General features: G+C 41.9%; 18 protein-coding genes. 15 read left to right on the plus strand and 3 right to left on the minus strand.

All coding sequences use genetic code 11. The features are described from left to right. The first annotated feature begins 439 nt into the window (after positions 1 to 439). Entirely contained in the window at positions 440 to 1693 is a 1254-nt protein-coding gene (locus tag FQV37_RS10780; RefSeq protein WP_160022951.1) for a YeeE/YedE family protein, read from the plus strand. Positions 1694 to 1928: 235 nt separating this feature from the next. Here FQV37_RS10780 and FQV37_RS10785 read toward each other — a convergent pair whose 3' ends face one another. Beyond that, positions 1929 to 2807 (minus strand): purine nucleoside phosphorylase YfiH/LACC1 family protein, encoded by an 879-nt coding sequence (locus FQV37_RS10785; protein ID WP_160022953.1) that lies wholly within the window; start codon positions 2805 to 2807, stop codon positions 1929 to 1931. Positions 2808 to 2847: 40 nt separating this feature from the next. Next, complete coding sequence (locus FQV37_RS10790) at positions 2848 to 4083, minus strand: RluA family pseudouridine synthase (RefSeq protein WP_240991014.1); 1236 nt, start codon at positions 4081 to 4083, stop codon at positions 2848 to 2850. 758 nt (positions 4084 to 4841) lie between these two features. Here FQV37_RS10790 and FQV37_RS10795 point away from each other — a divergent pair. From FQV37_RS10795 to FQV37_RS10830, 8 genes are all read left to right on the plus strand, one after another. Next, positions 4842 to 6023, plus strand: coding sequence for an outer membrane protein assembly factor BamD (locus tag FQV37_RS10795; protein WP_160022955.1), 1182 nt, complete (start codon positions 4842 to 4844; stop codon positions 6021 to 6023). 147 nt (positions 6024 to 6170) lie between these two features. Continuing rightward, entirely contained in the window at positions 6171 to 8390 is a 2220-nt protein-coding gene (locus tag FQV37_RS10800) for a DNA primase (RefSeq protein WP_160022957.1), read from the plus strand. A gap of 530 nt (positions 8391 to 8920) precedes the next feature. Beyond that, positions 8921 to 10843 (plus strand): RNA polymerase sigma factor RpoD, encoded by a 1923-nt coding sequence (gene rpoD / locus FQV37_RS10805; protein ID WP_160022959.1) that lies wholly within the window; start codon positions 8921 to 8923, stop codon positions 10841 to 10843. 367 nt (positions 10844 to 11210) lie between these two features. Next, on the plus strand, positions 11211 to 11654 hold the full coding sequence (locus FQV37_RS10810; protein WP_160022961.1) for a MarR family winged helix-turn-helix transcriptional regulator: 444 nt from the start codon (positions 11211 to 11213) through the stop codon (positions 11652 to 11654). Between the two features lie 16 nt (positions 11655 to 11670). Then, a complete protein-coding gene (locus tag FQV37_RS10815) occupies positions 11671 to 12465 on the plus strand; it encodes a siderophore-interacting protein (protein ID WP_160022963.1) in 795 nt (264 codons plus the stop codon). 33 nt (positions 12466 to 12498) lie between these two features. Beyond that, positions 12499 to 13029: a DUF2798 domain-containing protein gene (locus FQV37_RS10820; protein ID WP_205962087.1), complete on the plus strand. Its 531-nt coding sequence runs from the start codon at positions 12499 to 12501 to the stop codon at positions 13027 to 13029. A 191-nt stretch (positions 13030 to 13220) separates the two neighbouring features. After that, on the plus strand, positions 13221 to 14435 hold the full coding sequence (locus FQV37_RS10825; RefSeq protein ID WP_160022965.1) for an IS256 family transposase: 1215 nt from the start codon (positions 13221 to 13223) through the stop codon (positions 14433 to 14435). 486 nt (positions 14436 to 14921) lie between these two features. Beyond that, positions 14922 to 15191: an ArsR/SmtB family transcription factor gene (locus tag FQV37_RS10830; protein ID WP_240991015.1), complete on the plus strand. Its 270-nt coding sequence runs from the start codon at positions 14922 to 14924 to the stop codon at positions 15189 to 15191. Positions 15192 to 15462: 271 nt separating this feature from the next. On the opposite strand, the gene FQV37_RS10835 is transcribed toward FQV37_RS10830, so the two are convergent. Continuing rightward, positions 15463 to 16962, minus strand: a complete 1500-nt coding sequence (locus FQV37_RS10835; RefSeq protein ID WP_160022969.1) for a SulP family inorganic anion transporter — start codon at positions 16960 to 16962, stop codon at positions 15463 to 15465. Between the two features lie 678 nt (positions 16963 to 17640). On the opposite strand from FQV37_RS10835, the gene FQV37_RS10840 reads away from it, so the two are divergent. From FQV37_RS10840 to FQV37_RS10865, 6 genes are all read left to right on the plus strand, one after another. After that, positions 17641 to 18600, plus strand: coding sequence for a bestrophin family protein (locus tag FQV37_RS10840; protein WP_160022971.1), 960 nt, complete (start codon positions 17641 to 17643; stop codon positions 18598 to 18600). 503 nt (positions 18601 to 19103) lie between these two features. Continuing rightward, complete coding sequence (locus FQV37_RS10845) at positions 19104 to 19430, plus strand: YbeD family protein (RefSeq protein ID WP_320158009.1); 327 nt, start codon at positions 19104 to 19106, stop codon at positions 19428 to 19430. Between the two features lie 516 nt (positions 19431 to 19946). Next, a complete protein-coding gene (gene nrdA, locus FQV37_RS10850) occupies positions 19947 to 22223 on the plus strand; it encodes a class 1a ribonucleoside-diphosphate reductase subunit alpha (protein ID WP_160022973.1) in 2277 nt (758 codons plus the stop codon). Beyond that, positions 22171 to 23256 carry a nucleotidyltransferase domain-containing protein gene (locus tag FQV37_RS10855; protein ID WP_240991016.1) on the plus strand — a complete coding sequence of 362 codons (1086 nt, stop codon included), beginning with the start codon at positions 22171 to 22173 and terminating at the stop codon, positions 23254 to 23256. The genes nrdA and FQV37_RS10855 overlap by 53 nt, the downstream gene beginning before the upstream one ends. A gap of 2 nt (positions 23257 to 23258) precedes the next feature. Further along, positions 23259 to 24917, plus strand: a complete 1659-nt coding sequence (locus FQV37_RS10860; protein ID WP_160022975.1) for a ThiF family adenylyltransferase — start codon at positions 23259 to 23261, stop codon at positions 24915 to 24917. Then, positions 24914 to 25279, plus strand: coding sequence for a Mov34/MPN/PAD-1 family protein (locus FQV37_RS10865; protein ID WP_160022977.1), 366 nt, complete (start codon positions 24914 to 24916; stop codon positions 25277 to 25279). Before FQV37_RS10860 ends, FQV37_RS10865 begins: the two co-directional genes overlap by 4 nt. The last annotated feature ends 29 nt before the right edge of the window (positions 25280 to 25308 follow it).

The raw sequence follows: 25308 nt of genomic DNA on the forward strand, positions 1-25308 counted from the left end.
GGTAATGCTTGCTTGTGTCTTTATCTGGTTGCCACTCATTTGAATTCTATACACACCCTAATCAGAGCACATATATTTTTAATATATTTTGTATAAATGGATAAGTCGCATTAACTGATAATATGACATAAAAAATTCCTGATACCTGATAAACCTATAATTATCAGCACTATAGACAACTATTGATATCAGGTCATATACACAGCAGTTTATTTATTCCAGATCATCATATACTAATTCTACTTTTTCTAATCTCTCCGTATTTACATTGATGACAATAGGGTTATGATGTAACGCTTCTTACTGCTTAATCAAATCAATCGAATTAACAGAAATACAGTTTCCAATCCTGCAAACCTGCAAACCTGCGTAACTATACTCATATAAATTCTTATAAAAATGATATCTGATAACATCATCGGATAAGGAAGCTATTACCTTGACTACTCTCGTTCAACCTGTAAACGACACAAAAGATCCTATCGTTAGAGATGATCTGGCGTTAAATGCACCACAAAAACCCTTAATTATGGGAGGCGGCATCGTAGGATTGATAGTGCTCGCGTATCTATTAGCCACTCAACATATCTCTCAATCATTGCTACTTGGCATAGGTCTTTTGTTAGGCTATACCCTTTTTCATGCCCGCTTTGGCTTTACCTCTGCTTTTAGACGTATGATGGCAGTGGGCAACGGTCAAGCGATGCGCTCTCACATGCTAATGTTGGCGGTTGCTGTCACGCTGTTTGCGCCAATCCTTGCTTATGGCACGACGCTATTTGGCGGTCCTGTCGCAGGTTATGTCGCGCCATTAGGGGTCAGTCTAGTTGTAGGTTCATTTGTATTTGGTATCGGCATGCAACTTGGTGGCGGCTGTGCCTCTGGTACGCTCTATGCGGTAGGCGGTGGACGCTCTGTTATGTTCATTACCTTTATTTTCTTCATAGTGGGCGCCACGATTGGTGCTTATCACTTGCCATTCTGGACAGAAGAGATGCCCGCTTATGCGCCTTTCTCTTTGGCAACCTCTACAGGTCTTGGTTATACAGGGGCATGGCTGGTGTCGCTGGCCATATTCGGCATTATCGCATGGGTGACGTTAGTCGTTGAGAAAAAAAGAAACGCACCAAAGATGGCGCCCGTGCCTTCTGATTCTGGTTGGAAACGAATCTTTCGTGGTTCTTGGCCGCTATTTGCTGCCGCAATCGTCTTAGCTTTACTCAACGGTCTGACATTACTCACACGTGGTCAACCGTGGGGTATTACGTCAGCATTTACATTGTGGGGCTCTAAAATTGCAAGCGGCTTTGGCATGGATGTGGCTAGCTGGGGCTATTGGCAAGGGGCTAATGCAGCGGCTCTTGAAGCTTCTATCTTTGCAGATTCGACCACTGTATTGAATATCGGCATTATTATTGGCGCGTTTATCGCTTCTGCTGCGGGTGGTTTGTTTAAGTTTACTAAGATTACTGCTGGTAACTTTGCAGCATCAGTCATCGGCGGATTGATGATGGGATATGGCGCCCGTCTCGCGTTCGGTTGTAATATCGGCGCTTACTTTGGTGGTATCGCCTCTTTTAGCTTACATGGTTATATCTGGGGCATACTAGCGATGGCAGGTACGTTCTTGGCACTGTATTTACGTCCTTTATTTGGCTTATCAGTACCAAAATCTAGCGACTCCGTTTGCTAATACAAATGTCGTGTTAATACAGGCCTTATGTTAATACAAATGTAGCACTTAAATAAAAAAAACAGCAGAATAATCTGCTGTTTTTTCTTGTCTATCACTTCCTTACCACTACTCATTATTATATAGCCAAAGAAATCTAAAACAGCTACAAGGCAGCCGACCGTAGATTGTACATATAGTACATCTAGGGAGGGTAACACCGTAGCGGTTTAGTAGTTCGCTAACTATAAAGCTGCTAGCGACGGACGATGACCAGTGCCATCCGACCTGTTGCAGGCTGGTGCATATGAGTCTGACGGCGATACGAGTAATAGTGAGTATTTGCGTAACTACAGTCAACAGGTAAATCATTCACAACTATAGCACCAGCAGCGTCTAATTGCATCGCAGCAAGCTTCGGCAAATCCAGCTTTATTTTGTCATCATGAGACGATATGGAAAATAGCGACACAAAGTTATCGATATGCGTCTTTGGCAACGTCTGGTTGGCTATACACCCAGCCAATAGCTTATCGCGAACGTCTGTATTTACTTCATAGTTTTCCTGACTGATACAAACGCCTATCCAAGCTTGTATAAGGCCTGAATCGGTAAAGCGATTAACAGTTTCTTGTATCACACCGCAGGCCAATCCTTGCCAGCCTGCATGAATCGCTGCGATTTTGCCACTGGTGGGCTGATATAAGACAATCGGTACACAATCTGCCGTCATGATTGCCAGACCGCGACCACCTTGTTGACTGACCATCGCATCAGCAGACAGTGGCGCCATATTCAGTGTAGTAGCATCGACATCATGAATATGTTTACCATGAACCTGACTGACCCAATGCAAGCGATTAATAGCCGCATGTTGCTCGTTTTGTGCAGACTTATCTGTCAGTTGCTCATTGATAGCAGCCAATAGATTCATGCGGTTATCTAATACTTGCAGGGCATTATCATTGACATGAAGGCCTAGATTCAGATCGCCGTAATTTGACTGGCCCGCATACCCCGTACGCTGGTTTTGGGCAGCAGAGTCATCAATATCACCATACGCAAAAGCAGCCGTCTGAAAAACAGCCACATCATCAATTTGCGCAATTATTGTCATCGGGAACGTGTTCATCATGGCTGCTCGCTCTCACCTCTTATATAGTAAACGTTAGCGTTTACTCTTCATAATAACCGTCGCTTAGTACTGCCATCAGTTTTTGCATGTCTTCAGGTAGTGGCGTCGTCACCTCAATGTCTTCACCTGTCGTCGGATGCACGAATCCTAACGTATAGGCATGCAGTGCTTGGCGCGGAAAATTATTGATAGCTTGACGCTGAGCTTCTGTCAATCCAGAGCGCAACTGACGACGGCCACCATAAACACGGTCACCGACTAATGGATAAGTAATATGACTTAGATGCACACGAATTTGATGCGTACGTCCAGTCTCAAGCCCCACATCTAGTAGACAGTAGTTTTCGTTCAATGGTGTGACATTTAGTAGATGCGTTACCGCTTCGCGACCAGCAGTCATCACCGTCATCTTAGTACGCTGGTTGCGATGTCGGCCAATCGGCGCATCGATACGACGATGACGAGATAAACTTGCTTGGTCCCCTGCCACCACACACTTATAGTGACGATAAACAGATTTGTCTTTTAGCTGCTCCATTAGTGCCATCTGTGCAGGTTTGGTTTTGCCAATCAATAGCAGTCCAGAGGTGTCTTTATCAATACGGTGCACAAGACCTGCACGCGGTAAATGATGCTGCTGAGGATAATGATATAGCAGTGCATTGACCAAAGTGCCGTTTTGATTACCTGCGCCCGGATGAACCACCATACCTACAGGTTTGTTGATTACCAATACGTCATCATCTTCATAGACAACATCGATATCTATATTTTCTGGTTGGTCTTCGCCATGCTGCTGTAACGTCGTTGATAGATGCAATACGTCATCTGCTTTGACACGGACTTTTGGTTTTTGGACACTGCCGTTATAGAGTAGACTGCCGTCAGTAATCCAGTTCTGTAACTGTACACGCGAAAAGTCTGAAAACGCTTGGGAGGCAACCTTGTCAATACGCAGACCAGCTTGATCTTCTGTGACCACATGCGTCATATCTACAATCACTGGTACAGCTTGACCCGCTACTGGGGCTTCATCGTCGTCGCCATCCATATCGCTGTCATCAATATCATTATCATCAATGTCACTATCGTTCAGATCATTACCATCATCGATGAGCAACTCTTCATTATCAAGAGCATCATCATGCACTTGCTCACTCATCATTGGTTGATTATCAGGTAGCTCATTATTGTTCAAAACTTCATTTGGCATTGGTGACTCTTGTGCTGATGAATCAGTATCTAGCGATTGATTCGGTGATAAATTGGTAGTCATGGCATCATTATTCATAGCGGATTGATACATTGATACATGGCAAAGTCCCTAACAGTGTTTTGTGAGGTGACTTCGAAGATAGTATTATAAATAGCAGTATAAAAAATTGTCGTTTTTTGATTATCGTCATTTACCTATAAATAGCAGATAACAATCTTCAAGGTACAAAAAAGCGGAGACAATATCGCTCTAGTGTATCATGTCACACGCATAAGCCCTATAGAAGCTGCATGCTATCTGATAATTTTTGAGCATACCTTTGGGCTGTAAGATGCATCGCTTAACTCTCTAGAACATGACATTGCTGTAATTTACTGTATATTTACTCATGCTAGCGACATTCGATATCGCTCGTGACAGCCGCTCATGTTAAACTGCCTATACAATATAGATGGCGAAAAAATAGACGTAGCAAATGTTATTCTATAAAGTATAGCCATGTTTTGCTGTATGCTATGGCACTGTATGCGAATGCCGTATTTAGATACAGTATAAAAATAGCATTGGGTTTTGTTGATCGTATTTGCCATTTAAACCGTTTGATTATGGTTAAATGCATGTGGTCTATGACAGACTTACTATACAAGCGCTATGTATCGAACCCAATCTATCAGTACAATACGTCATAACAAAAACTGCATTCGATAAAAAATTTTTGCTGGTGGATCGCTGACTATTTAGCGTCGTTTTTTATCACTAACCTTTTATATAGCATGATAGCGCCGCTGCTATTATGCGTCTTGTGTCGGAGAAGAAGTATGCAAGCTGTTGGCAATACGTTTATCAAACTGTCCTCAATAACCCTACTGGCGCTTAGCGTCAATCTGGTAGGTTGCCAGACTTTCAAAAATCTAACTGGCGCCAAAGATGGCGAGGCAGTAGAAACAGCTGAAAAATCAGAGCAAGGGTATTATAAGGAGGCCGTCAATCAGATTGACAAAGGTCACTATATCCAAGGTATCGAAGAGCTGACCAATCTGCGCACATTCTACCCAACCGGACAGTACGCTGAGCAAGCCTTGCTGGACATGATGTATGCACAATACGAAGGCGATAAGTATGAAATGGCAGCAGCAAGTGCTGAGCAGTTTATCCGTCTCTACCCATCTAACCCACAAGTCAGCTACGCCTACTATGTGCGCGGCGTTGCCAATATGGAAGGTTCATCTGAGAGCCTAAAGCTCTTTAAACTGAACCAAGCTGAGCGTGATACTGCGTATTTGCGTATTGCCTTTGCCAACTTCCAAGAGCTTATCAATAAATATCCAAACAGCCCGTATGCACCAGATGCCGCTCAACGTATGACGTTCATCTACAATCAGTTTGCTGAGAGCGAAATGAGCGCAGCCAATTGGTATATCGAGCGTGAAGCTTATGTAGCAGCGGTTAACCGTGCCAAATGGGTATTCCAGTATTACCCGCTTAGTGAGTCAACGCCAGATGCTCTTGCGGTACTAGCTTATAGCCATGAAAAACTTGGTCTAACCGATTTGGCGAATGAGTACAAAACGCTATTGCAGATCAATTACCCAGAAATGCTGACCAGCAACGGTAGTGTAAAATTAAGCACCAAACGTGACCGTACTTGGCTCAATAAGATTACCTTTGGCAAGCTTGGTCGTTCGAACACGACTGACAAATCAGTCGCGTCTGGCGAGTATAACGGCGCCACCAAGACACAAATGATTCGTAATGCAGCCCAGTTGAGACTAGCAGGGACTAACACGACGCCTGCCAATACTTCAGTCGCCAATAATGCTGCTGCGCGTAATGGTATTAGCGTAGGCTTAGGTCTGCCTGAAGCGTCAGCTGAGCGCGTGACCAGCCAATCAAGTACTGGCTCAACTGCAAGAGAAGCCAACGTCGATCCACTAAATACCAATCCGACACGTCGCACTACACTAAATGACGACAGTGTGAATGATATGGATAATAATTGATTACGTTAAATCTCTTCTTAGCTTAGCCTAACTAACACAGTCTGTATTCATTGATAATAAGGTCAACATTATGTTGGCCTTATTTTTCTAGCAGCACCTTATTACCTCTGCCCCAACATAATCGACCTATGGTAAACTGTTTTTTGTATGAGCATTCCTAACCATATTCTTGAACAACTAAATAGCCAAGCTGACCTGATCAGCATCATTGGCAAACACACCACGCTTAAACGGGCTGGTAGTGAATATAAAGGCTGCTGCCCTTTTCATGGTGAAAAATCGCCTTCCTTTTATGTCAATCCACAAAAAAACATCTATCACTGCTTTGGCTGTAGCGTCGGTGGCAATGCCATCAGTTTTTTGCGTGATTATGAAAATTTGACATTTATTGAAGCTGTTAATGAACTATCAAAGCAAACAGGCATTGAAGTACCGAAAGAAGAACAGCAAAACGTTAGTTATCAACGTCGCGCACCCAAACCTATTGCACCGCCACCAGTTCGCAATGTGCCTAGCCCAACTGTAGAACATAGCAAAGTAAATCAAGACGTTATAAACAAAGACAACCATCAAAACAATCGTCAAGGCATTTATCAAGACAGTCATCAAAATAATGTCGTCCAAAGTGACCAAAATTACATCGATCAGCCCAGTTATGATGACAATCAGGGCTATGAGAACTTTCCACCATTAGAGGCGTATGATTCAGCCTCCTACTCGATGGACTCGTATTCCTCAGAGCCGTATACGCCAAACCATGCAGATGACAGTGGCTATCCACCAGCATGGCTGACAGATACGGATACTGGCGCTGGTATGCAGGACGCTCATGGCATTGAGCAAAGCGATGATAAAGATGGCAACCTATATGAGCTGCTAGAGCAAATCCAGCAGTTCTATCAGCACAATCTGACCACGCACCCCCATGCCAAGCACTACTTTTTATCGCGCGGTATCACTGAAGACATCTTTGAGACCTTTGGTCTTGGCTATGCGCCATTTGGTTGGCAGCATCTTGAGCATCAATTTCCGCAGGATATTGAAGGACTAAAAGCCTTAGGATTGGTACGTCAGTCAGAGTCTGGCCGCGACTACGATCTATTGCGAGACCGAGTCATCTTCCCAATTCGTGATAACCAAGGCCGCACTATTGGTTTTGGCGGTCGAGCGCTTGATGACGAAGTAAAGCCTAAATATATCAACTCCTCAGACTCACCCGTCTTTCATAAGCAGCATGTACTATACGGCTATTATGAATCACGTCAGCAGCGCGCAGACAGCTGGCTAGTGGTCGAAGGCTATATGGATGTGATCGCTCTTTATCAAGCAGGTATCTATGGGGCAATCGCCTCGATGGGTACAGCGATTAATGAAAGCCAAATATCGCGTCTACTGACACTCAATCCAACGCTTACTTTGAGCTTTGATGGAGATAGCGCAGGACAAAAAGCGGCTTGGCGTACACTTGAAGTTGCCCTGCCCGTACTGGCCGATGACAAAGAGCTGCGGTTTTTAACCCTGCCTAACAATCATGATCCTGATACTTTTATTAAGAGTCAGGGCAGCGATGCCATGCGTGAGCAAATCGCTAATGCCATGCCGCTATCACAGTATATTTTTGCGTATTTGAGTGAGCGTTATGACATGAGTCTGGCTGAGGGCAAAGCCAAGCTCATGTCTCAAGTACGCTCGTTGACGACCGCCTTACCCAAAGGCAGTAGCTTTCGCTATTTGCTTAACAACGACGTTTATCAAAAGCTTGGCGGTAAACGCAGTCAGAATGTCGAGGCCAAAGATGCGCTGCTAGATTTTGATGGTGATATGACCATCAGTCAGCAATTGCAGCTTTGTTTTTTGTTTCAGCCGCGCGCGTTAATCGATGACCCTATTGAATCGATTTGGCAACAGTCAGGAATTAATGGCTTACACCTACCTGCTCATATCAAACAAAAAGCATCGCCTGATACACTGCGTCCGCTTGCGTGGGAAGACTTGCAAGATGCTGCTCTGCTAGACATCGTAAGCACTATCAAGCGCTGTCTTAATTACCTACCAAAAGACGTCAATGCAGCGGCGCATTTTATCTTATCAAACGTAAGACCTGCGACTCAAGATATGCTTAGCCGTAATTGGGGCGGCTTCTACAAAGCGCTAACTGCGCGCAATATTTTGGGGCTTGATGGCTTAATCGAAGAGCTAGTCAGCCAACTGCTTGAGCGCAACATGAAGAAAAAAATACAAGAGCTGATACAGAACCCAGATCATATTAAGCTTGCGATCGTCCGTAAACAAACCCAATTATTGAATGATTGGCTACGCGCACAGCAGGCAGAGCAATCGGCACAGATGGTCACTGTGCAGTCTTAATGTTTAATTTCAAATGTTGACCCTTTAAAAGTCTAGCAGCTGCCCCCACTACTAATGATTATGCCCAGTAGCATGAGTCACTCCTAAATCATTTAGCTGATGGCAAATAAACGGCAAAAAATGGTCGGTAGCTATCACTAGCTCGTGCTTGACGACTGCGGTCTGTGTTAAACTGTGTCACTGTATATTGACAGCACTGCTTGGTGAATGATTGTGAGCATGCATCTTTAAGCACAAATTTTAGGTATTATTTTTACGTATCTGCTTTTAGATACTATTTTTGAGTATTAAATTTTAAGTACTATATTTTTTTAGGTACTGTATTGAAGTCTTTTTAGCTTTTCTAATTTTTAGCTGTTTTTTAGCATTGTTATTGTAGTGTTTTGAGCCTTTATTCATATCAACTCATTTTTGATATTATTGACAACCTCTACGCCATATTTTGATCAATCGATTGATAAGATCAACGCAAAGAGCGAGCGATAGCGAGTCACAATATAAAAATGTCCGATGCAAGTAAGCGAGTATTTATGAACGATAAGTCAGTTTCTAAGTCCACATCTCAACTGGCCACCTTAATCCAAATGGGCAAAGAGCAAGGGTATCTTACCTACGCTGAGGTGAATGACCAGCTGCCCGACTCTATTACCGAAAGCGATCAGATCGAAGACATTGTGCAAATGCTGACCGATGTCGGTATCAAAATCTTTGAATCAGCTCCTGATGCCGATGACATCTTGATGAACGATGATTCAAGTGATGATGATATGGCAGCAGATGAGGCAGCGGCAGTACTCGCCTCTGTTGAAACCGAGCCTGGTCGTACCACTGACCCTGTACGTATGTATATGCGTGAGATGGGTACGGTTGACCTACTGACTCGCGAAGGCGAAATTGCTATTGCTAAGCGTATCGAAGAAGGTATTCGTGATGTACAGCATGCTATGGCTTATTGGCCTGGTACCGTACAGTTTGTCCTTGACGAATATGAAAAAGTACAAGATGGTGAAAAGAAACTCTCTGACGTCATCACTGGTTTCCTAGACCCTGAGACCGAAGAAGACAAAATCGCAGCCCAAGAAGCAAAAGAAGCGGCGAAAGAAGAGCGTGAACGCATCAAAGAAGAAAAAGAGAACCCACCGGTTGTCAAAGCCAAGGTCAATGCGAAAGCAGCTGCTCTTGATGAGGAAGATGAAGACGAAGACGACGTTGAAGAAGAAGCAGAAGAAGAAACCAGCGGCCTTGATCCAGAAGAGGTTCGTTTGCGTCTAGAAGAGATTGAGCATCTATTCATTAAAGCCAAGCAAGCATTGCTTGATTATGGCCGTGGTAGCGTACAGGCTGATACAGCATATGCCCTACTTGCTGAACGCTTTATGATGTTAAAGCTAAACAATCGCTTGTCAGACCAAGTCATGGCTATCATGCATGACGTCTATGACGACGTGCGTAAGCAAGAGCGTCAGATCATGCGTTTGGTGATTCGCCGTGGTCGTATGCCGCGTGAAGAGTTCCGTAAGACCTTCCCTAGCAATGAAACCAACGTTGATTGGTTGATTGAACGTATCAAAGGTAAGCCTGCATTTGCTGGTACGCTAGAAAAAGTCACTGATGACGTTATTTTATTACAACGTCGTATCCGTGATTATGAGCAGCAGCTCGATATGAAAATCCACGATATGAAAGATGTGGCACGTCGCATGGCTGTTGGTGAAGCAAAAGCTCGCCGCGCGAAAAAAGAAATGGTTGAAGCTAACCTACGTCTGGTTATCTCTATCGCCAAAAAATATACCAATCGTGGTCTACAGTTCTTGGATCTTATCCAAGAAGGTAACATCGGTCTGATGAAAGCCGTTGATAAGTTTGAATATCGCCGTGGTTATAAGTTCTCGACCTATGCCACATGGTGGATTCGTCAGGCGATTACCCGCTCTATTGCTGACCAAGCGCGCACCATTCGTATTCCTGTGCATATGATTGAGACCATCAACAAAATCAACCGTGTCTCACGTCAATTGCTACAAGAAATGGGGCGCGAGCCAACACCTGAGGAATTAGGCGAACGCTTAGAGATGGACGAAGTTAAAGTCCGTAAAGTACTGAAAATTGCCAAAGAACCTATCTCTATGGAAACTCCGATCGGTGATGATGAAGATTCGCACCTAGGTGATTTTATCGAAGATGGTACGATTTCAAGCCCTGTTGATGATGCGACTGCTGCTGGTCTGCAAGAAGCAACTCGTGATGTACTCGGCAACCTGACTGAGCGTGAAGCGCGTGTCCTAAAAATGCGTTTCGGTATCGATATGCCAACCGATCATACTTTGGAAGAAGTCGGTAAACAGTTCGATGTAACGCGTGAGCGTATTCGTCAGATCGAGGCAAAAGCATTGCGTAAATTGCGTCATCCATCACGTTCTGAGCACTTGCGCTCTTTCCTTGAAAATGATTAGATTCTCAGAGAAATACTGAGCCTAGTTAATAGGTTTCAGATAGTTGCTAAAAATAAAAAAGCTGAGTATATCTCAGCTTTTTTATGCCTGCTTTTTAATCCTCGAAATTATTAATTACAGCGTTTGTTAATTACGATGTTTGTTAATTACAAATCTTCTCAATTGCAAAGCCTCCTAGTCATAAATCCCTTTAACCCGAAAGCTCCTCGTTCAATATACACCCCTATTTACTTTACCTTCTACTGTCTTCTCTTATTCAAAATTATCTAACTATAGATACAGACTCTCCTTCAAAAATCACTTTATAGTTGACACTATCAACCTTATTATATATAGTTGCTTCTATCAACTATATCAAAGAGTTTTTATGTCTAACAATTCATTGAGCGAAACACTACATCAATTGATGCATACCTATACCAATCTACTGCTAGAAGGCATTCGTCAGCAAGGTGTCGAGTTGTCCGTGACTAATATCAGAACCTTAAAAGGTGTGTGTTATAACCCGAATAGCACTGCGCTATCGATCTCTAAACACATGCAGCGAGACAAAGCGCAAATCACTCGTGCCTTAAATGACCTATTGGCGGCTGAGCTAATATTAAAGACAGATAACCCGCTTGATGGTCGCAGCCAATTACTACAGCTGACTCCTAAAGGCGAAGAAGTTATGACAAAGCTTGATGCAGCAGAGGAATGGACAAGACAGCAATTAACGAAAGATTTAAGCCTCGTAGAGCTTGCGTTATTTTTCCGTGTCAGTCGCACCATGATAGACAACGTTAACAACAGCCAGACTACCGATAAATAAGTAAGGACAGATCCGTATGAATAACACAATAAATCAAAAACCTGTACGCGAAATCATGACCGTTGCTCACAAGCAAATGATTACTCCGCACTACATCCGTATATACCTCACAGGGCAAGCAGATACTATTGCCAATATCGCGACTATGACAGTTGGTGCAAACAATAAAGTGCTTATTCCCGTCGATAAAGCTCAGCCAATTGACCTAAATGACAATACTACATTCGTTGTTCGCACTTATACTCATCGCGGCGCTGATGTAGCAAAACAACAGATCTGGATTGATTTTGTCGCTCATGGTGACGAGGCGCCCGCTTCAGGCTGGGCTACTCATGCTGAGGTTGGTGACGAGATTGGCATCTTAATGAAGCCTAAAACCAAAGCGCTTTGTCCCGATGCAGATAATTTTCTACTGATTGGCGATGCCACAGCGATACCAGTGCTCGGCTCGATATTAGAAACCTTGCCTGCCAGCGCGACTGGTCAATGCATCATCGAAGTACACGGTGTAGAAGATGAGCAAGAGTTGTCGACAGCGGCCAATATCACCATGACATGGTTACATAACCCAGATCCAACGCAAGGCAGTCAATTAATCGACACAGTAAAATCTCTCGATTTGCCAACTGCAGAGCAGAGCCGTTTTGCTTATATCGCTAACGAATTCTCATCTGTCAAAGCCCTTCGTCATTACCTAAAGGTCGAGCAACAGTGGTCTAAAGATGAGCTATATGCCTTTTCTTACTGGAAAGCAGGTGTTGCAGAAGACCAATCTGTAAGCGATCGACAGGCAGAAAAAAACAACGAATAATTAAACGCTCTTTATGATGATAGGAAAATGACTATGGCTCCAAATACGATGCCGTCAAATACCGAGACCCTGCTCATTGATGGTTCTAAAAGTGGTAGCGCTAAGAATGATGGCACTAAAAAAACACCGTTGCTCTACAAAGTGTTATTAATACTTGCCTTAATGACTGTCATAGGTGGTCTCTTAACAGGTGTGATGACCTATATGAATGTCGGATATTCCGATACATTTTTTATAGACTGGTCTAGAGCGCTACTTGCAGCGTATGCGATTATGCCGGTTGGCTTCTTACTGATGGGTCTGGTCACAAAATTTATTAATCACAAGCTACCTAATACCAAAGCGTACAAACGCAATCTCATCACAGGTGTAGTGATGGCTTGCATAATGGAGTCTATGTTGGCCTTTAGTACTGCCTCAAAGACGATCGGTTTTGCTAATCAGACAGCATTTTTGAATGGCTGGTTAGAAGGATTTCTAGTTGCATTACCAGTAGGATTGACATTAATGGTCATTGTTTCTATGACTATTAAACCAAAAATTGAGGCATTTCTAAAAAGCTAAAATATCACGACGATGCTTATTAGGTTTTTCGGTACTCTACCGCGATGCTAACCAAATTAATAAAAAAGCTTAATAAAATTTAAGAACATAAAGCATCAAGGGCGTGTTGAATGTTCAACACGCCCTTGTCATGTCGAGCCTTTCCCAAACTCTGTGTAACTGCTTATAATCCACTAACAGGAGAATAAGCAATGACTAACCAATCTGACATTAAAAAACTGGCCGAGCAAATGGCTGGTAGTATGAACAGCTTCGATAACATCAAAGACTTCCAAAAGCAGCTCATGCAATCCTTTATTGATACTGCCTTAGAAGCTGAGATGGAAGACCATCTCGGCTATCCCAAGCATGAAAAGGCGGATAAGCCAAATAAACGCAATGGGCACACTAAAAAGACCGTCCGCAGTGACACAGGCGATCTTGAAATCTCCACCCCAAGAGACCGTCATGGCGTTTTTGAACCTACACTCGTGCGCAAGCATCAAACCCGTATTAGTGGCCTTGATGACAAGATCATATTCCTTTATGCCAAAGGTCAAACCACCACCGAGATTGTAGAGAGCATTAAAGAGCTCTACGATGTCGATATCTCAAGCTCTCTTGTCTCAAGAGTCACCGATAATATATTAGATGACATCACCGCTTGGCAGAACCGGCCGCTGAGCAGTGTTTATCCTATCGTCTATCTAGACTGCATCGTCGTGAAGATACGTCAAGACAAGCAGATCATCAACAAAGCCATTTACTTAGCACTAGGTGTTGCTCTTAACGGTAAAAAAGAGCTGCTTGGTATGTGGCTCTCAGAGAATGAAGGCGCTAAGTTCTGGCTAGGTGTTCTTACCGAGCTTCAAAACCGTGGCGTACAAGACATCTTAATCGCTTGTGTTGACGGTCTAAAGGGCTTCCCTGATGCCATTAACACCGTCTATCCAAAGGCACAGGTTCAGCTGTGTATCGTACACATGGTGCGTTACTCCATGAAGTTCGTACCATGGACGGATAAGAAGGCCGTAGCGGCTGATTTAAAGGCCATCTATGGCGCTGATACGCTTGAGATGGCAGAGGCCAATCTTGAGCACTTTGATGAGGTGTGGGGCGAGAAATACCCGCACGTGGTTAAGTCTTGGCGCAATAACTGGGAGGGCTTAACGGTGTTCTTTGAGTATCCGAAAGACATCAGAAAAGTGATTTATACCACCAATGCGATAGAGTCGCTAAACAGTGTGATTCGGACGGCAGTGAATAAGCGTAAGGTGTTCCCATCTGATCAGGCAGCATTCAAAGTGGTGTACTTAGCCACCCAGCAGGCATCCAAAAAGTGGTCGATGCCCATTCGTAACTGGACGTCTGCTTTGAATCGCTTTATGATTATGTTTGATGATCGTATAAGCAGGCATTTAATCTAAATGGCAGTTACACAGAATTCGGGATGGTCTCGTCATGTCAGAAGCTTTCTAATACTATTTTACTGCTGGTTTGGCAAAGAACTAACGTGTATTTAATAAGTCAGTCGTAACAACGTTTAGTGTTAAGTTCGATTTGAAACAGACTTTTCTTGCCCATAATATATTGTTACTATTCGACAATATTCCGATGACTAGACAGTACAACTGTCATAATTAATCTAGTTTTGGCTGTATACTCTACTGTTATAGAAACGTATAGTCAGAATATAAACGCTAGTTATAAGCTGTATCCTACTAGTAGCCTTTTATTTGTATATGGTTGGCACATTGGCGGTAAATAGAATCTACACCGCTTTAGTGTTTATACTTATAATGAGTAAACTAAAAACCTAATGTTCCACTCTGACAGTTGTTGATTATTAACTAGGTATCGATATCACACATTTTATGAATACAGAAAACATAATATCTGCACTTAACAACCCCATGCGTCGCCAAATCATAAAGTGGTTGAAAGACAGGTCTAACTTTCCAGCGTCATTACCAGAGCATGCTAATCTGGATGGTGTATGCGTCAGTTACATCCAAGAAAAAGCTGGATTGTCGCAATCAACCATTTCAAACTATATGGGTGTGTTAAAAAAAGCAGGATTGGTTACGTCCGAACGCCATGGGCAATGGACGTTGTATCAGCGTCATGAAGCTAACATCGAAGCATTTCTCAATGAAGTTGAAAAAGAGCTGTTGAAGCTTTAAAAATTTCTCATAATCTTTAGAGCTATTTTTCTTTGTTAAAAAACATCTAGATATTTCAATATAACGATTAACTATCTTCATACCGCATCATCCAAACCAGTACTTCTTCCCTTCTAGCTATTCCTTCTCTTCTGCCATCCTATTAGCTTGTAAAAACTTTATCCATAAAAGAATATAGTCTTCTAATCAGGTTTTAATCTGCATAAAAAAAGCCGAGATACACTCAGCTTTATAATATTTATCAATATGACACTATTAATACGTAGCTAATTTAATGCGCACCTAAGCTTTGCTCAGCATCTGGCTTATCATGCACACCGAAATTGTCTATCATCGCTTGGCTCGCCTCGTTCAAACCGATGAGCTCTACCTCAGTGCCTTCACGGCGAAATTTAATAATCACTTTATCTATGGCGGCGACTGCTGTCACGTCCCAAAAATGCGCGCGCGACACGTCAATGACCACGTTAGAGACAGACTCTTTAATATCAAAGGAATCAATCATACGCTCTGCTGATGAGAAAAATACCTGACCATCAACTCGATAATAACGCGTTTGCGCTGCTTCATCCATGTGACTATGCACACTCATATAGCGCTCAATCTTACTGGCAAAGAACAATGCTGACAGCAATACCCCAATCAATACGCCATAAGCCAAGTTATGCGTTGCGACCACCACAGCAACGGTCGTAATCATGACCACATTACTTTGCAGCGGCTTGGTTTTTAGCTCTTTAAAGGAACCCCAGTTAAAAGTACCGATAGACACCATAATCATTACAGCGACCAATGCGGCCATTGGAATAATCTTTAGCCAATCGCTTAAAAACACTACCATCAATAATAAAAATACGCCTGCCACTAAAGTAGAAAGACGTGTATAACCGCCTGATTTGACGTTGATGATAGACTGCCCAATCATCGCACAGCCTGCCATACCGCCAAAAAAGCTACTAACCACATTGGCAATACCTTGACCTTTGCACTCTTGCGTACGGTCGCCTTTGGTATCAGTTAAATCATCTACGATAGTCATGGTCATCATAGACTCAAGTAAGCCCACTATCGCCAGACTGATAGAGTACGGGAAAATAATAATCAATGTATCTAAGTTCAACGGGATATCAGGTATCAAAAACATCGGCAAGGTATCAGGCAGTTGGCCCATATCATTGATGGTTCGAGCCTCTGCACCTAATAAGATGGCTATAGCCGTAACCAGCACAATACTGACCAATGGCGATGGAATCACTTTACCAATCTTTGGAATATATGGATAGCCATAGATAACGATGAGACCTAGCGCCACAAGACCGTATACGTGTACTAGGTTTGAACCTGCCTGCGGCATCAGCTCAGGAATCTGCGACATAAAAATCAAAATAGCCAAGGCATTGATAAAGCCGAGCACTACGGATTGAGACACATACTTCATCAGATTTCCTAGCTTTAAGAAGCCAAAGATAATCTGTATAACACCTGTCAGCACACTGGCTGCTAACAAATACTGCAAGCCATAATCTTTGACCAGTGTCACCATTAGTAACGCCATCGCACCAGTCGCCGCCGAAATCATCGCTGGACGACCGCCAACAAACGAAATCACTACCGCGATACAAAACGAGGCATAAAGCCCTACTTGGGGATCGACACCGGCAATGATAGAAAACGCAATCGCTTCAGGAATAAGCGCCAAAGCGACGACCATGCCAGCCAAGACATCGCCGCGCGCATTGGATAGCCAATGCTCTTTAATTGTATTTAACATATTTAACTCAGTTTTGGGGAACTGCTTTAGTCTGTCAATAAACGAAGTATCTAATCACTATTTAGAAAACATCTATTTGGAAAGTATCTAAAAAGTAGTTAAAAACTAGCTTACATGAAAAGTCTGACGCATCTTTATTTAGATCCTTTGCTATCTAGGCGCATCTCTATCTAGGTACCCTGCCCATTACGTGTCAGATAATGAATATAAAAATGTGAACGATCATAGTCAGCGAGTTATCGTCATAACGTACTTTTAGTGGAGTAATCTCTATGATCCACTAGATATATCGAATAGTGATACAAACGTTAAAGCAGGGCGTGCGCACAAGAAAAAGCGTTAGACGCTTTATGAGAGTAATTGCTATAGGAAGCAATCATTACTGAGGAGAGGGTCAGCTAGGGTGGCGTATTCATCTTTGTGGTGACAGCTTTTATAGAGTTAAGAAGTGATATTTGGCGTCATTTTAACATACATAAAGTAGATTAATAAAAACATCGCCCTTTTCGCCGAGGATTTAACTTTTTAGCTATCTCAATTACCGAGCTTAAGTAACCACCCTACTTCTTAGTTTGAATAAATTTATAGTCTTTTGGGCTTTACAGATCTTGATTCTGTATTAGAATTACACGAGACATTTAATAGTGTCTCCATATACCCCATCGCTAGGAAACTGACATGATTGTCCGGCAAACGCCCAATGCCCTTAAGATATTTTTCACTCTGCGTGGATCAATCATTCCAAAAATCTATCCGCAAATTTTGCTGATTACTATTCTTAGTACGCTTGTCACGATTATTCAGCACTGGCTTCCTGACTCGTTTCCCTATTATGGTATGGCAACTTTTACCTTGCTCGGGATTGCGTTATCGTTGTTTCTTGGGTTTCGGAACAATGCCAGTTATCAACGTTGGTGGGAAGCGCGCGGACTGTGGGGTCAGCTGGTATATGATTCTCGTAGCTTAACCCGCCAAGTGCTGTCTTTTATAGATGATGACGATGCGACTGCCATAGAGGATGGCGAGGATGACAATGCGACTGCACACGATACTCAGCGAACGCTGGTATATCTGACCATTGCGTTTGCCCATGCGGTGCGTCATCGACTGCGTGGTACGCCACCTTGGGCGGATATCGAGCCTTTTGTCGCAGCGATACATCATGACCGTATGCGCCAAGCAAAAAACGTACCTGATTATATAATGCGCCTAATGGGTAAACAGCTTGGCGATATTCGGCGTCAAGGACTGGTATCGGAGCAAGTCATACAAAACATGGACGAGCGCCTGACCTCTATGACAATTGTACTGGCAGCGTGCGAGCGCATTCATAACACACCACTGCCCTTTGCTTACATGCTGCTGGTACATCGCACGACCTATTTATATTGCATTATGTTGCCCTTCGGTTTGGTGGCATCACTCGGTTGGGCAACCCCGTTGGTTTGTGCGGTGATTGCTTATACCTTTTTTGGTTTGGACGCGCTTAGTGAAGAGTTAGAAGAACCTTTTGGCTTGGCGGCTAATCAGTTACCTTTGACTGCCTTATCACGCACCATCGAGATTAATCTAAGAGAAGCATTGGGAGAGACGGATATTCCGCCTGATATCACTCCTATCAATGGCTATTTGCAATAGCTTCTATTAACAGTTTTAATAAAAGCCACTTAGCTTACTTCAAGATGGAACGGACTAAATACAGACTTCACTTGAATAATCGTCCATAGACCACTATAAACAGTGCATATATTCTCTGCCTAATATAACCAGTCCACTATAAAAGTATGACAGCGTTAACCTCGCTTGAAGTATCACAGTTACATCTACACTCGGTTGCCTTGTACTACTTTTAAATTGAACCGACTATAGCTTGACTGATTTAAGTGCCACTTACGACCATACTGAGCCTGTCTCAGATTTTTGCGTTATGCTTTTGGCATGATTTGAGCAGATGTTTAACTAACTAAATGTCTATAGCAGCGATTTTCGAATGACTTAATGTTAGTTACTTACTTATTTACTACTAATGACTGATTAACTTTTTCCTATTTATCTATATAAGCGAGGCTCATATCATGAGTGATGATTCAAAAGACAACAACGACAACAGCCCAAATAACCCAACCAGCAATCAGCCATCAGTGAAAGTCACTGACCTGACGCCAAATAAAGGCGCATTGGTAGGCAAAAAGACTGATATTCAAAACCCAGAGCTTTGGGAGTTCCCGATGAACTACCCACTGAGCATCATCGGTCATGAAGGCGAGCGTGAGAGTTTGCTCAATGAAGTAAAGCTAATTTTGGGTAGCCAGTTCCCTGATTTTGATTTGGCGTCTATCGAAGTTAAGCCGTCTAAAACAGGTCGTTTTCACTCGGCACGGGTCAACTTATACCTCACCGCTGCTGAGCAAGTAAATGCGCTTTATGCCTCACTTGATAATGCAAAAACGGTTCGTATTGTTTTATAAGTGGCATAAAAAACTTTAATGCCTTTTTAGTCCAAATCGTCACTCGCTAGTAATAAGTTATGGGTGGCGATTTTTTGTTGTCTGCGGTACAATCTGCATCCGAATTATTACGGTGATGACCACAACTATCACTCGACCCTTTAGCAAATAATAAAAAGCAAACGACCATCCATTTTTACAAAAAACTTATTATTTGTGTCATTCGCACCTAACCCTTGCCCCGTCGTCCTTTGCCAAAATTTGGACGCGCTTTCACCCCTTAGCAACATAGTTTGCTACTAAAATCAATATAGTATTTTCAAAATTTTCCCGCTATATTGTGCCTACCTACTAATAAATACGCTACATGTAGTGCTCAATGATTTTTATCATTATTTCGAGCAGCTGGATGCTTTTGCCATAAAAAAGCACCGCTAAGCTATTGATTATTAGTAGTTTGATTATTAATTTAATAATAAACGTTTCGCGGACTTAACCGCTTAGCGAATAATATAAGCAATCATCTAAGAGGCTAGCATGACACATATTGACAAAATCCAAGTGACCAAACGTGACGGACGTTTAGAGCCTATTGATTTAGACAAAATTCACAAGGTTATTGCCTGGGCAGCGGACGATTTGGATAACGTGTCTGTGTCACAAGTTGAGCTAAAGTCGCACATTCAGTTTTATGAAGGTATCAAAACTCGTGATATTCACGAGACCATCATCAAGTCTGCCGCTGACCTTATCTCTGAAACCACGCCTGACTATCAGTATTTAGCCGCGCGCTTGGCCATCTTTCATCTGCGTAAGATTGCTTATAATAAATTCACTCCGCCGCACCTATATGACCATGTCAAAAAACTGACTGACGCTGGCAAATATGATCAACATATCCTAGCTGACTATAGCCGTACTGAATTTGATGAATTAGAAGAATACCTCGACCACTGGCGCGATATGAATTTGGCTTATGCTGCTGTTGAGCAAATGGCGGGTAAATACCTCGTGCAAGATCGCGTCAGCAAAACCGTTTATGAGAGCCCGCAGTTCTTATATATGCTGGTCGGTATGTGTCTGTTCGCCAATTACGACAGAGCTGAGCGCATGAGCTATGTGAAGCGCTTCTATGATGCGACTTCAGAGTTCAAAATTTCGCTACCGACGCCAATCATGTCAGGTGTGCGTACGCCATCACGCCAGTTTAGCTCGTGTGTACTGATCGAATGTGGTGATAGCCTAGATTCAATCAACGCGACCACTAGCGCCATCGTACGCTATGTATCGCAGCGCGCTGGTATCGGCATCAACGCTGGTCGTATTCGCGCCCTTGGTAGCCCTATCCGTGGCGGTGAAGCCCAGCATACTGGCTGTATCCCATTCTATAAACTGTTTCAGACAGCTGTTAAATGCTGCTCACAAGGCGGCGTCCGTGGCGGTGCAGCGACGTTGTTCTATCCATTATGGCATTTAGAAGTTGAGTCATTACTGGTACTCAAAAACAACCGCGGCGTCGAAGACAACCGTGTCCGTCATATGGATTATGGCGTCCAGTTAAATAAAACGATGTATACCCGCCTCATCAAAGGTCAAGATATCTCGCTATTCTCACCGGGTGATACCCCGGGCTTGTACGATGCGTTCTTTGAAGATCAAGACAAGTTTGAAGAGTTATACACCAAGTACGAGAATGACCCAAGCATTCGTAGCCGTCAAATCCCAGCGGCAGACTTGTTTAGCCTGATGATGCAAGAGCGCGCCAGTACGGGTCGTATCTATATTCAAAACGTCGATCATTGCAACACTCATAGCCCGTTTGATCCGACGGTCGCACCGATTCGTCAGTCAAACCTATGTATGGAAATCGCTCTGCCGACCAAGCCACTTGATAACATCAATGACGAAGAAGGCGAAATCGCGCTTTGTACGCTATCAGCGGTCAACTTGGGTAAAGTCGAAAACGTCAGCGATATCGAAGAGCCAGCAGAATTAATCGTCCGTGCACTTGATGCCCTGCTCGACTATCAAGACTATCCCGTAAAAGCCGCTCAAAACGGCAGCATGCGTCGCCGTACGCTAGGTGTGGGCGTGATTAACTACGCTTACTACTTGGCTAAGAATGGCGCACGCTACTCTGACGACAGCGCGCTTGGTCTGACCCATCAGACGTTTGAAGCGTTGCAATTCTATCTCTTAAAAGCGTCAAACAAATTGGCAAAAGAGCAAGGCGCATGCCCTGCATTCAATGAGACTACATACTCACAAGGTATCTTGCCGATTGATACGTACAAAGCCGACTTGGACAAAATCTGCCAAGAGCCGCTACATCTCGATTGGGAAACGCTACGTAGGGATATCACTGAGCACGGTCTACGCAACTCTACCCTAACCGCCTTGATGCCGTCTGAGACCTCTAGTCAGATCGCCAACGCGACCAACGGTATCGAGCCGCCACGTGGTCTGGTCTCTATCAAAGCGTCAAAAGATGGCATCTTAAAGCAAGTCGTGCCTGAGATTGCTACCCTAAAAGATCAGTACGAGCTACTATGGCAAATGCCAAACAATGACGGTTACCTAAAGCTGGTCGCTATCATGCAAAAATTTGTCGATCAAAGTATCTCTGCCAACACCAACTACGATCCTGTTCGTTATGCTGGTGGCCGTGTACCGATGAAGATATTGCTAAAAGACTTATTAAACGCTTATAAAATGGGTGTGAAGACGTTGTACTACCATAACACTCGTGATGGTGCGAACGATGCCCAAGCGGACATGGAAGATGATTGTGCTGGTGGGGCTTGTAAGATTTAATTTTTTGATGGATGGCGGGTTTGGCTTTTGGGTTAAATCCCGCTATCCAGTATTGATTTATTCAAATGGATTTGTAAATACTATTCAAAGGACTAAGATAATGGCTGACTATAAAAGTGATTACCTCCAAGAAGTTTTGGAAACCCATAGAATGCAACATGTCAACGAAACTCTTGAGCAATATCGAGCTAAAAGACGAGAAATTAGAGATTTTTTAATTACTGAGTACGGTACAAACATCTATGAGCCTTTTAACTCAGGTTCATATAAAAAGTTTACTGCTATAAATACCAAGTTCGACTTGGATTTAATCGCACCTTTTAAGTACAGTAGCTTTAGCACTCTAGAATCAATGTTTAATGATGTCAGCGAAAGAATTAAAGAAGCATTCGGTGTCCAAGCAGTAGTGCGTGATCAAGGTGTATCTATTGGGATAGTCTTCACGGAAGATGAAATTAATATCGATGTAGTACCAGCAAGGGAAACGAGCAAAGGTTCTTTTGACGACACTCATAAAGATCTTAATCTACATAAATTTGATGGCACAGGATATCTTAAGACGAATATACATAAGCAAATAGACCATATTAAGTCTAAAAATAATGAACGAAGGGTTGTTCGTCTATTGAAAATATGGAAGTCCCAAAAACGCAAAGAATATAAGTCATTTTTCTTTGAACTTTTAGCTATTAAAGCTTACGAAAGTACATCACCTACAGGTAATTTATGGGAGCAATTTAAGACTGTACTCCAATATATTGTAAATAATATTGAAAGCTCTACATTTAAACTGCTTGACCCGGGTAATAGTAACAATGATTTAATGAGTACATTAGATTCATATCAAAAAATATCATTAAAAAGTGATTTTGAATGGATGCTAACCAATATTGAAAACAACGAAAAACAAATTGAATACTATTTTGAGAAAAACAAAGAATTTTCTAAAGAAGCTAGTAATAATAGTTTGAACTATGGTGTTGCTGGAGCTACTCCAGTTTCTACTCCTTCATCTAAACAGCGTTTTGGTTAGATATGAGATTTTCTGAAGAAGAACTATTAGATACTATTAGCTTTATAAGCTACGCATCTAACTTACGAGATCTCAACTTCGATAAAAATATTGTAAATTTCAATATAGATTTAGATTTTGAAGGTCTGACAGAAGCAATAACCTTTGATGTGACTATCAATTCTCAATATCCATTCAAGTTTAGTGGTTCTGAAACAATAATTTTTAGAAATATTAATCTGATTGAATACAGTCATGTGATGAGTGATGGTTCAGTATGCTTCCATAATCAACATTGTATTGATTTCAGACAGAAGTTAATACAGGATTTCAATGCCATTAAAAGCTGGATTACTAAATATATAGTTAAAGAAGAAAAAGATAGTCATTATGAGCATCTAATCGTCAATAACGGTCCTTTCAAAGGTAGCCATTACTCTTATCAGTTTACTGATGTAAAAGAAAGCTTCAAGAAGGGAGAGTTTGGGACAGTTTCTCTAAAATCATTAATTGATTCCCCATACTATCAAAGTCGGATAAGTAATTATTTAGTTCAAAGTTTTATTGACCATTCAAGTTTTACGGTCAAAAATTGTGATTGGAACTCTCACTACATGAGTGCTAATCAGAGTGAGCAAGGACTATATATCTTTATTGAAGATGCTCCAGCTGTTAATCAGCGATTTTCTTTTGATAACTGGAAAAGTTTCGAAAGTCTAGTTAGCCAAGATTTTCTACAGTATCTCTCTAGATATGTGATTAGTGTAAGAAGCAAATATAATCCCAAATTACCAATATCTTTATTTATAGGTTTTCATACGAAAGATAGAAATATACATTGGCAAGTAGCTTTGATTAACATTGATGAAAATATTTTTGAAGGATCAACTGATATAAATGGTAGGCCTATTTATAAACTAAGAAACAAGAGTATTACATGGGCAATAACCAATAACTCATCTTACTCATATTTTTTTGGTCGTGGCTCATTTAATGAGAGGTTAACTAATTCAAAAATATTAATTATTGGTGTAGGTGCGGTAGGCAGTAATGTCGCTAAAACTCTAACAAGGTGTGGCTGCCGAGACATCTCATTAGTTGATTATGATATCAAAAAACCTGAGAATATTTGTCGTTCAGAATATGAGTTTATATATGCTTATGCTAATAAAGTAGACGAGCTACGTACTTTACTTTATAACATATCACCTTTTATCGATATTAAAGCTGGTAATAGTCTTTTTACAGAACATCTAAAATCTGAGTCTTACGCTGAAGTTTTTGCTGACAATATCAGAGCAGAATTATCAGACTATGATTATATATTTGACTGTTCTACTGATGATGATTTAATGCATACTTTAGATAAAATTGATATTACAGCGACTATTATCAACTTATCTATCACTAATTATGCTCAATCACTCGTTTGTGGTGTATCGCCACATACTTATAAGTTCGTTAGACATCAGTTTGATAATATTTTAGAAAATGACGTTGAAGATTTATATAATCCTTTAGGCTGCTGGAGTCCTACTTTCAAAGCTTCTTACAACGATATTTCCACACTTATACATTTTGCTCTAAAACATATCAATATCATGGTTAGTAACAAACAGCTAAATAGCTTTGTAATTAATCAAGATAATAATTATGAGTCTTTAAAAGTGAGTAAGTTTTGACTATTACCAAACACTACAAGAATTTAAAATTAGTAGTCGATGATAGCTTGTTAGAAAGTATTTATCAGTCAAGCTGTGTGCACTACCCTAAAGAGTATGGTGGTTTTTTGATTGGCAAATATTCTGATGATTTTAAAACCTTGTATATTGAACAATCAATCACAGCAGAGATTTTTAAGAGTAGTCGAATTGAGTTTACTAGAGAGTCTAACTATCTGAAATCCGAGTTTAAAAAATTATTTATAAACAAAGGACTCTATTATATTGGTGAGTGGCATACTCATCCAGATGGTGAAGCATGGTATAGCTCAACAGATTTAAGTGCAATGATTAGGGGCTGTATAGAATTGAGAAAACATTGAAAAAAATAAGCAACGCCTTACTCTAATGT

The sequence above is a fragment of the Psychrobacter nivimaris genome (genome assembly GCF_009812035.1).
Taxonomy (GTDB): domain Bacteria; phylum Pseudomonadota; class Gammaproteobacteria; order Pseudomonadales; family Moraxellaceae; genus Psychrobacter; species Psychrobacter nivimaris.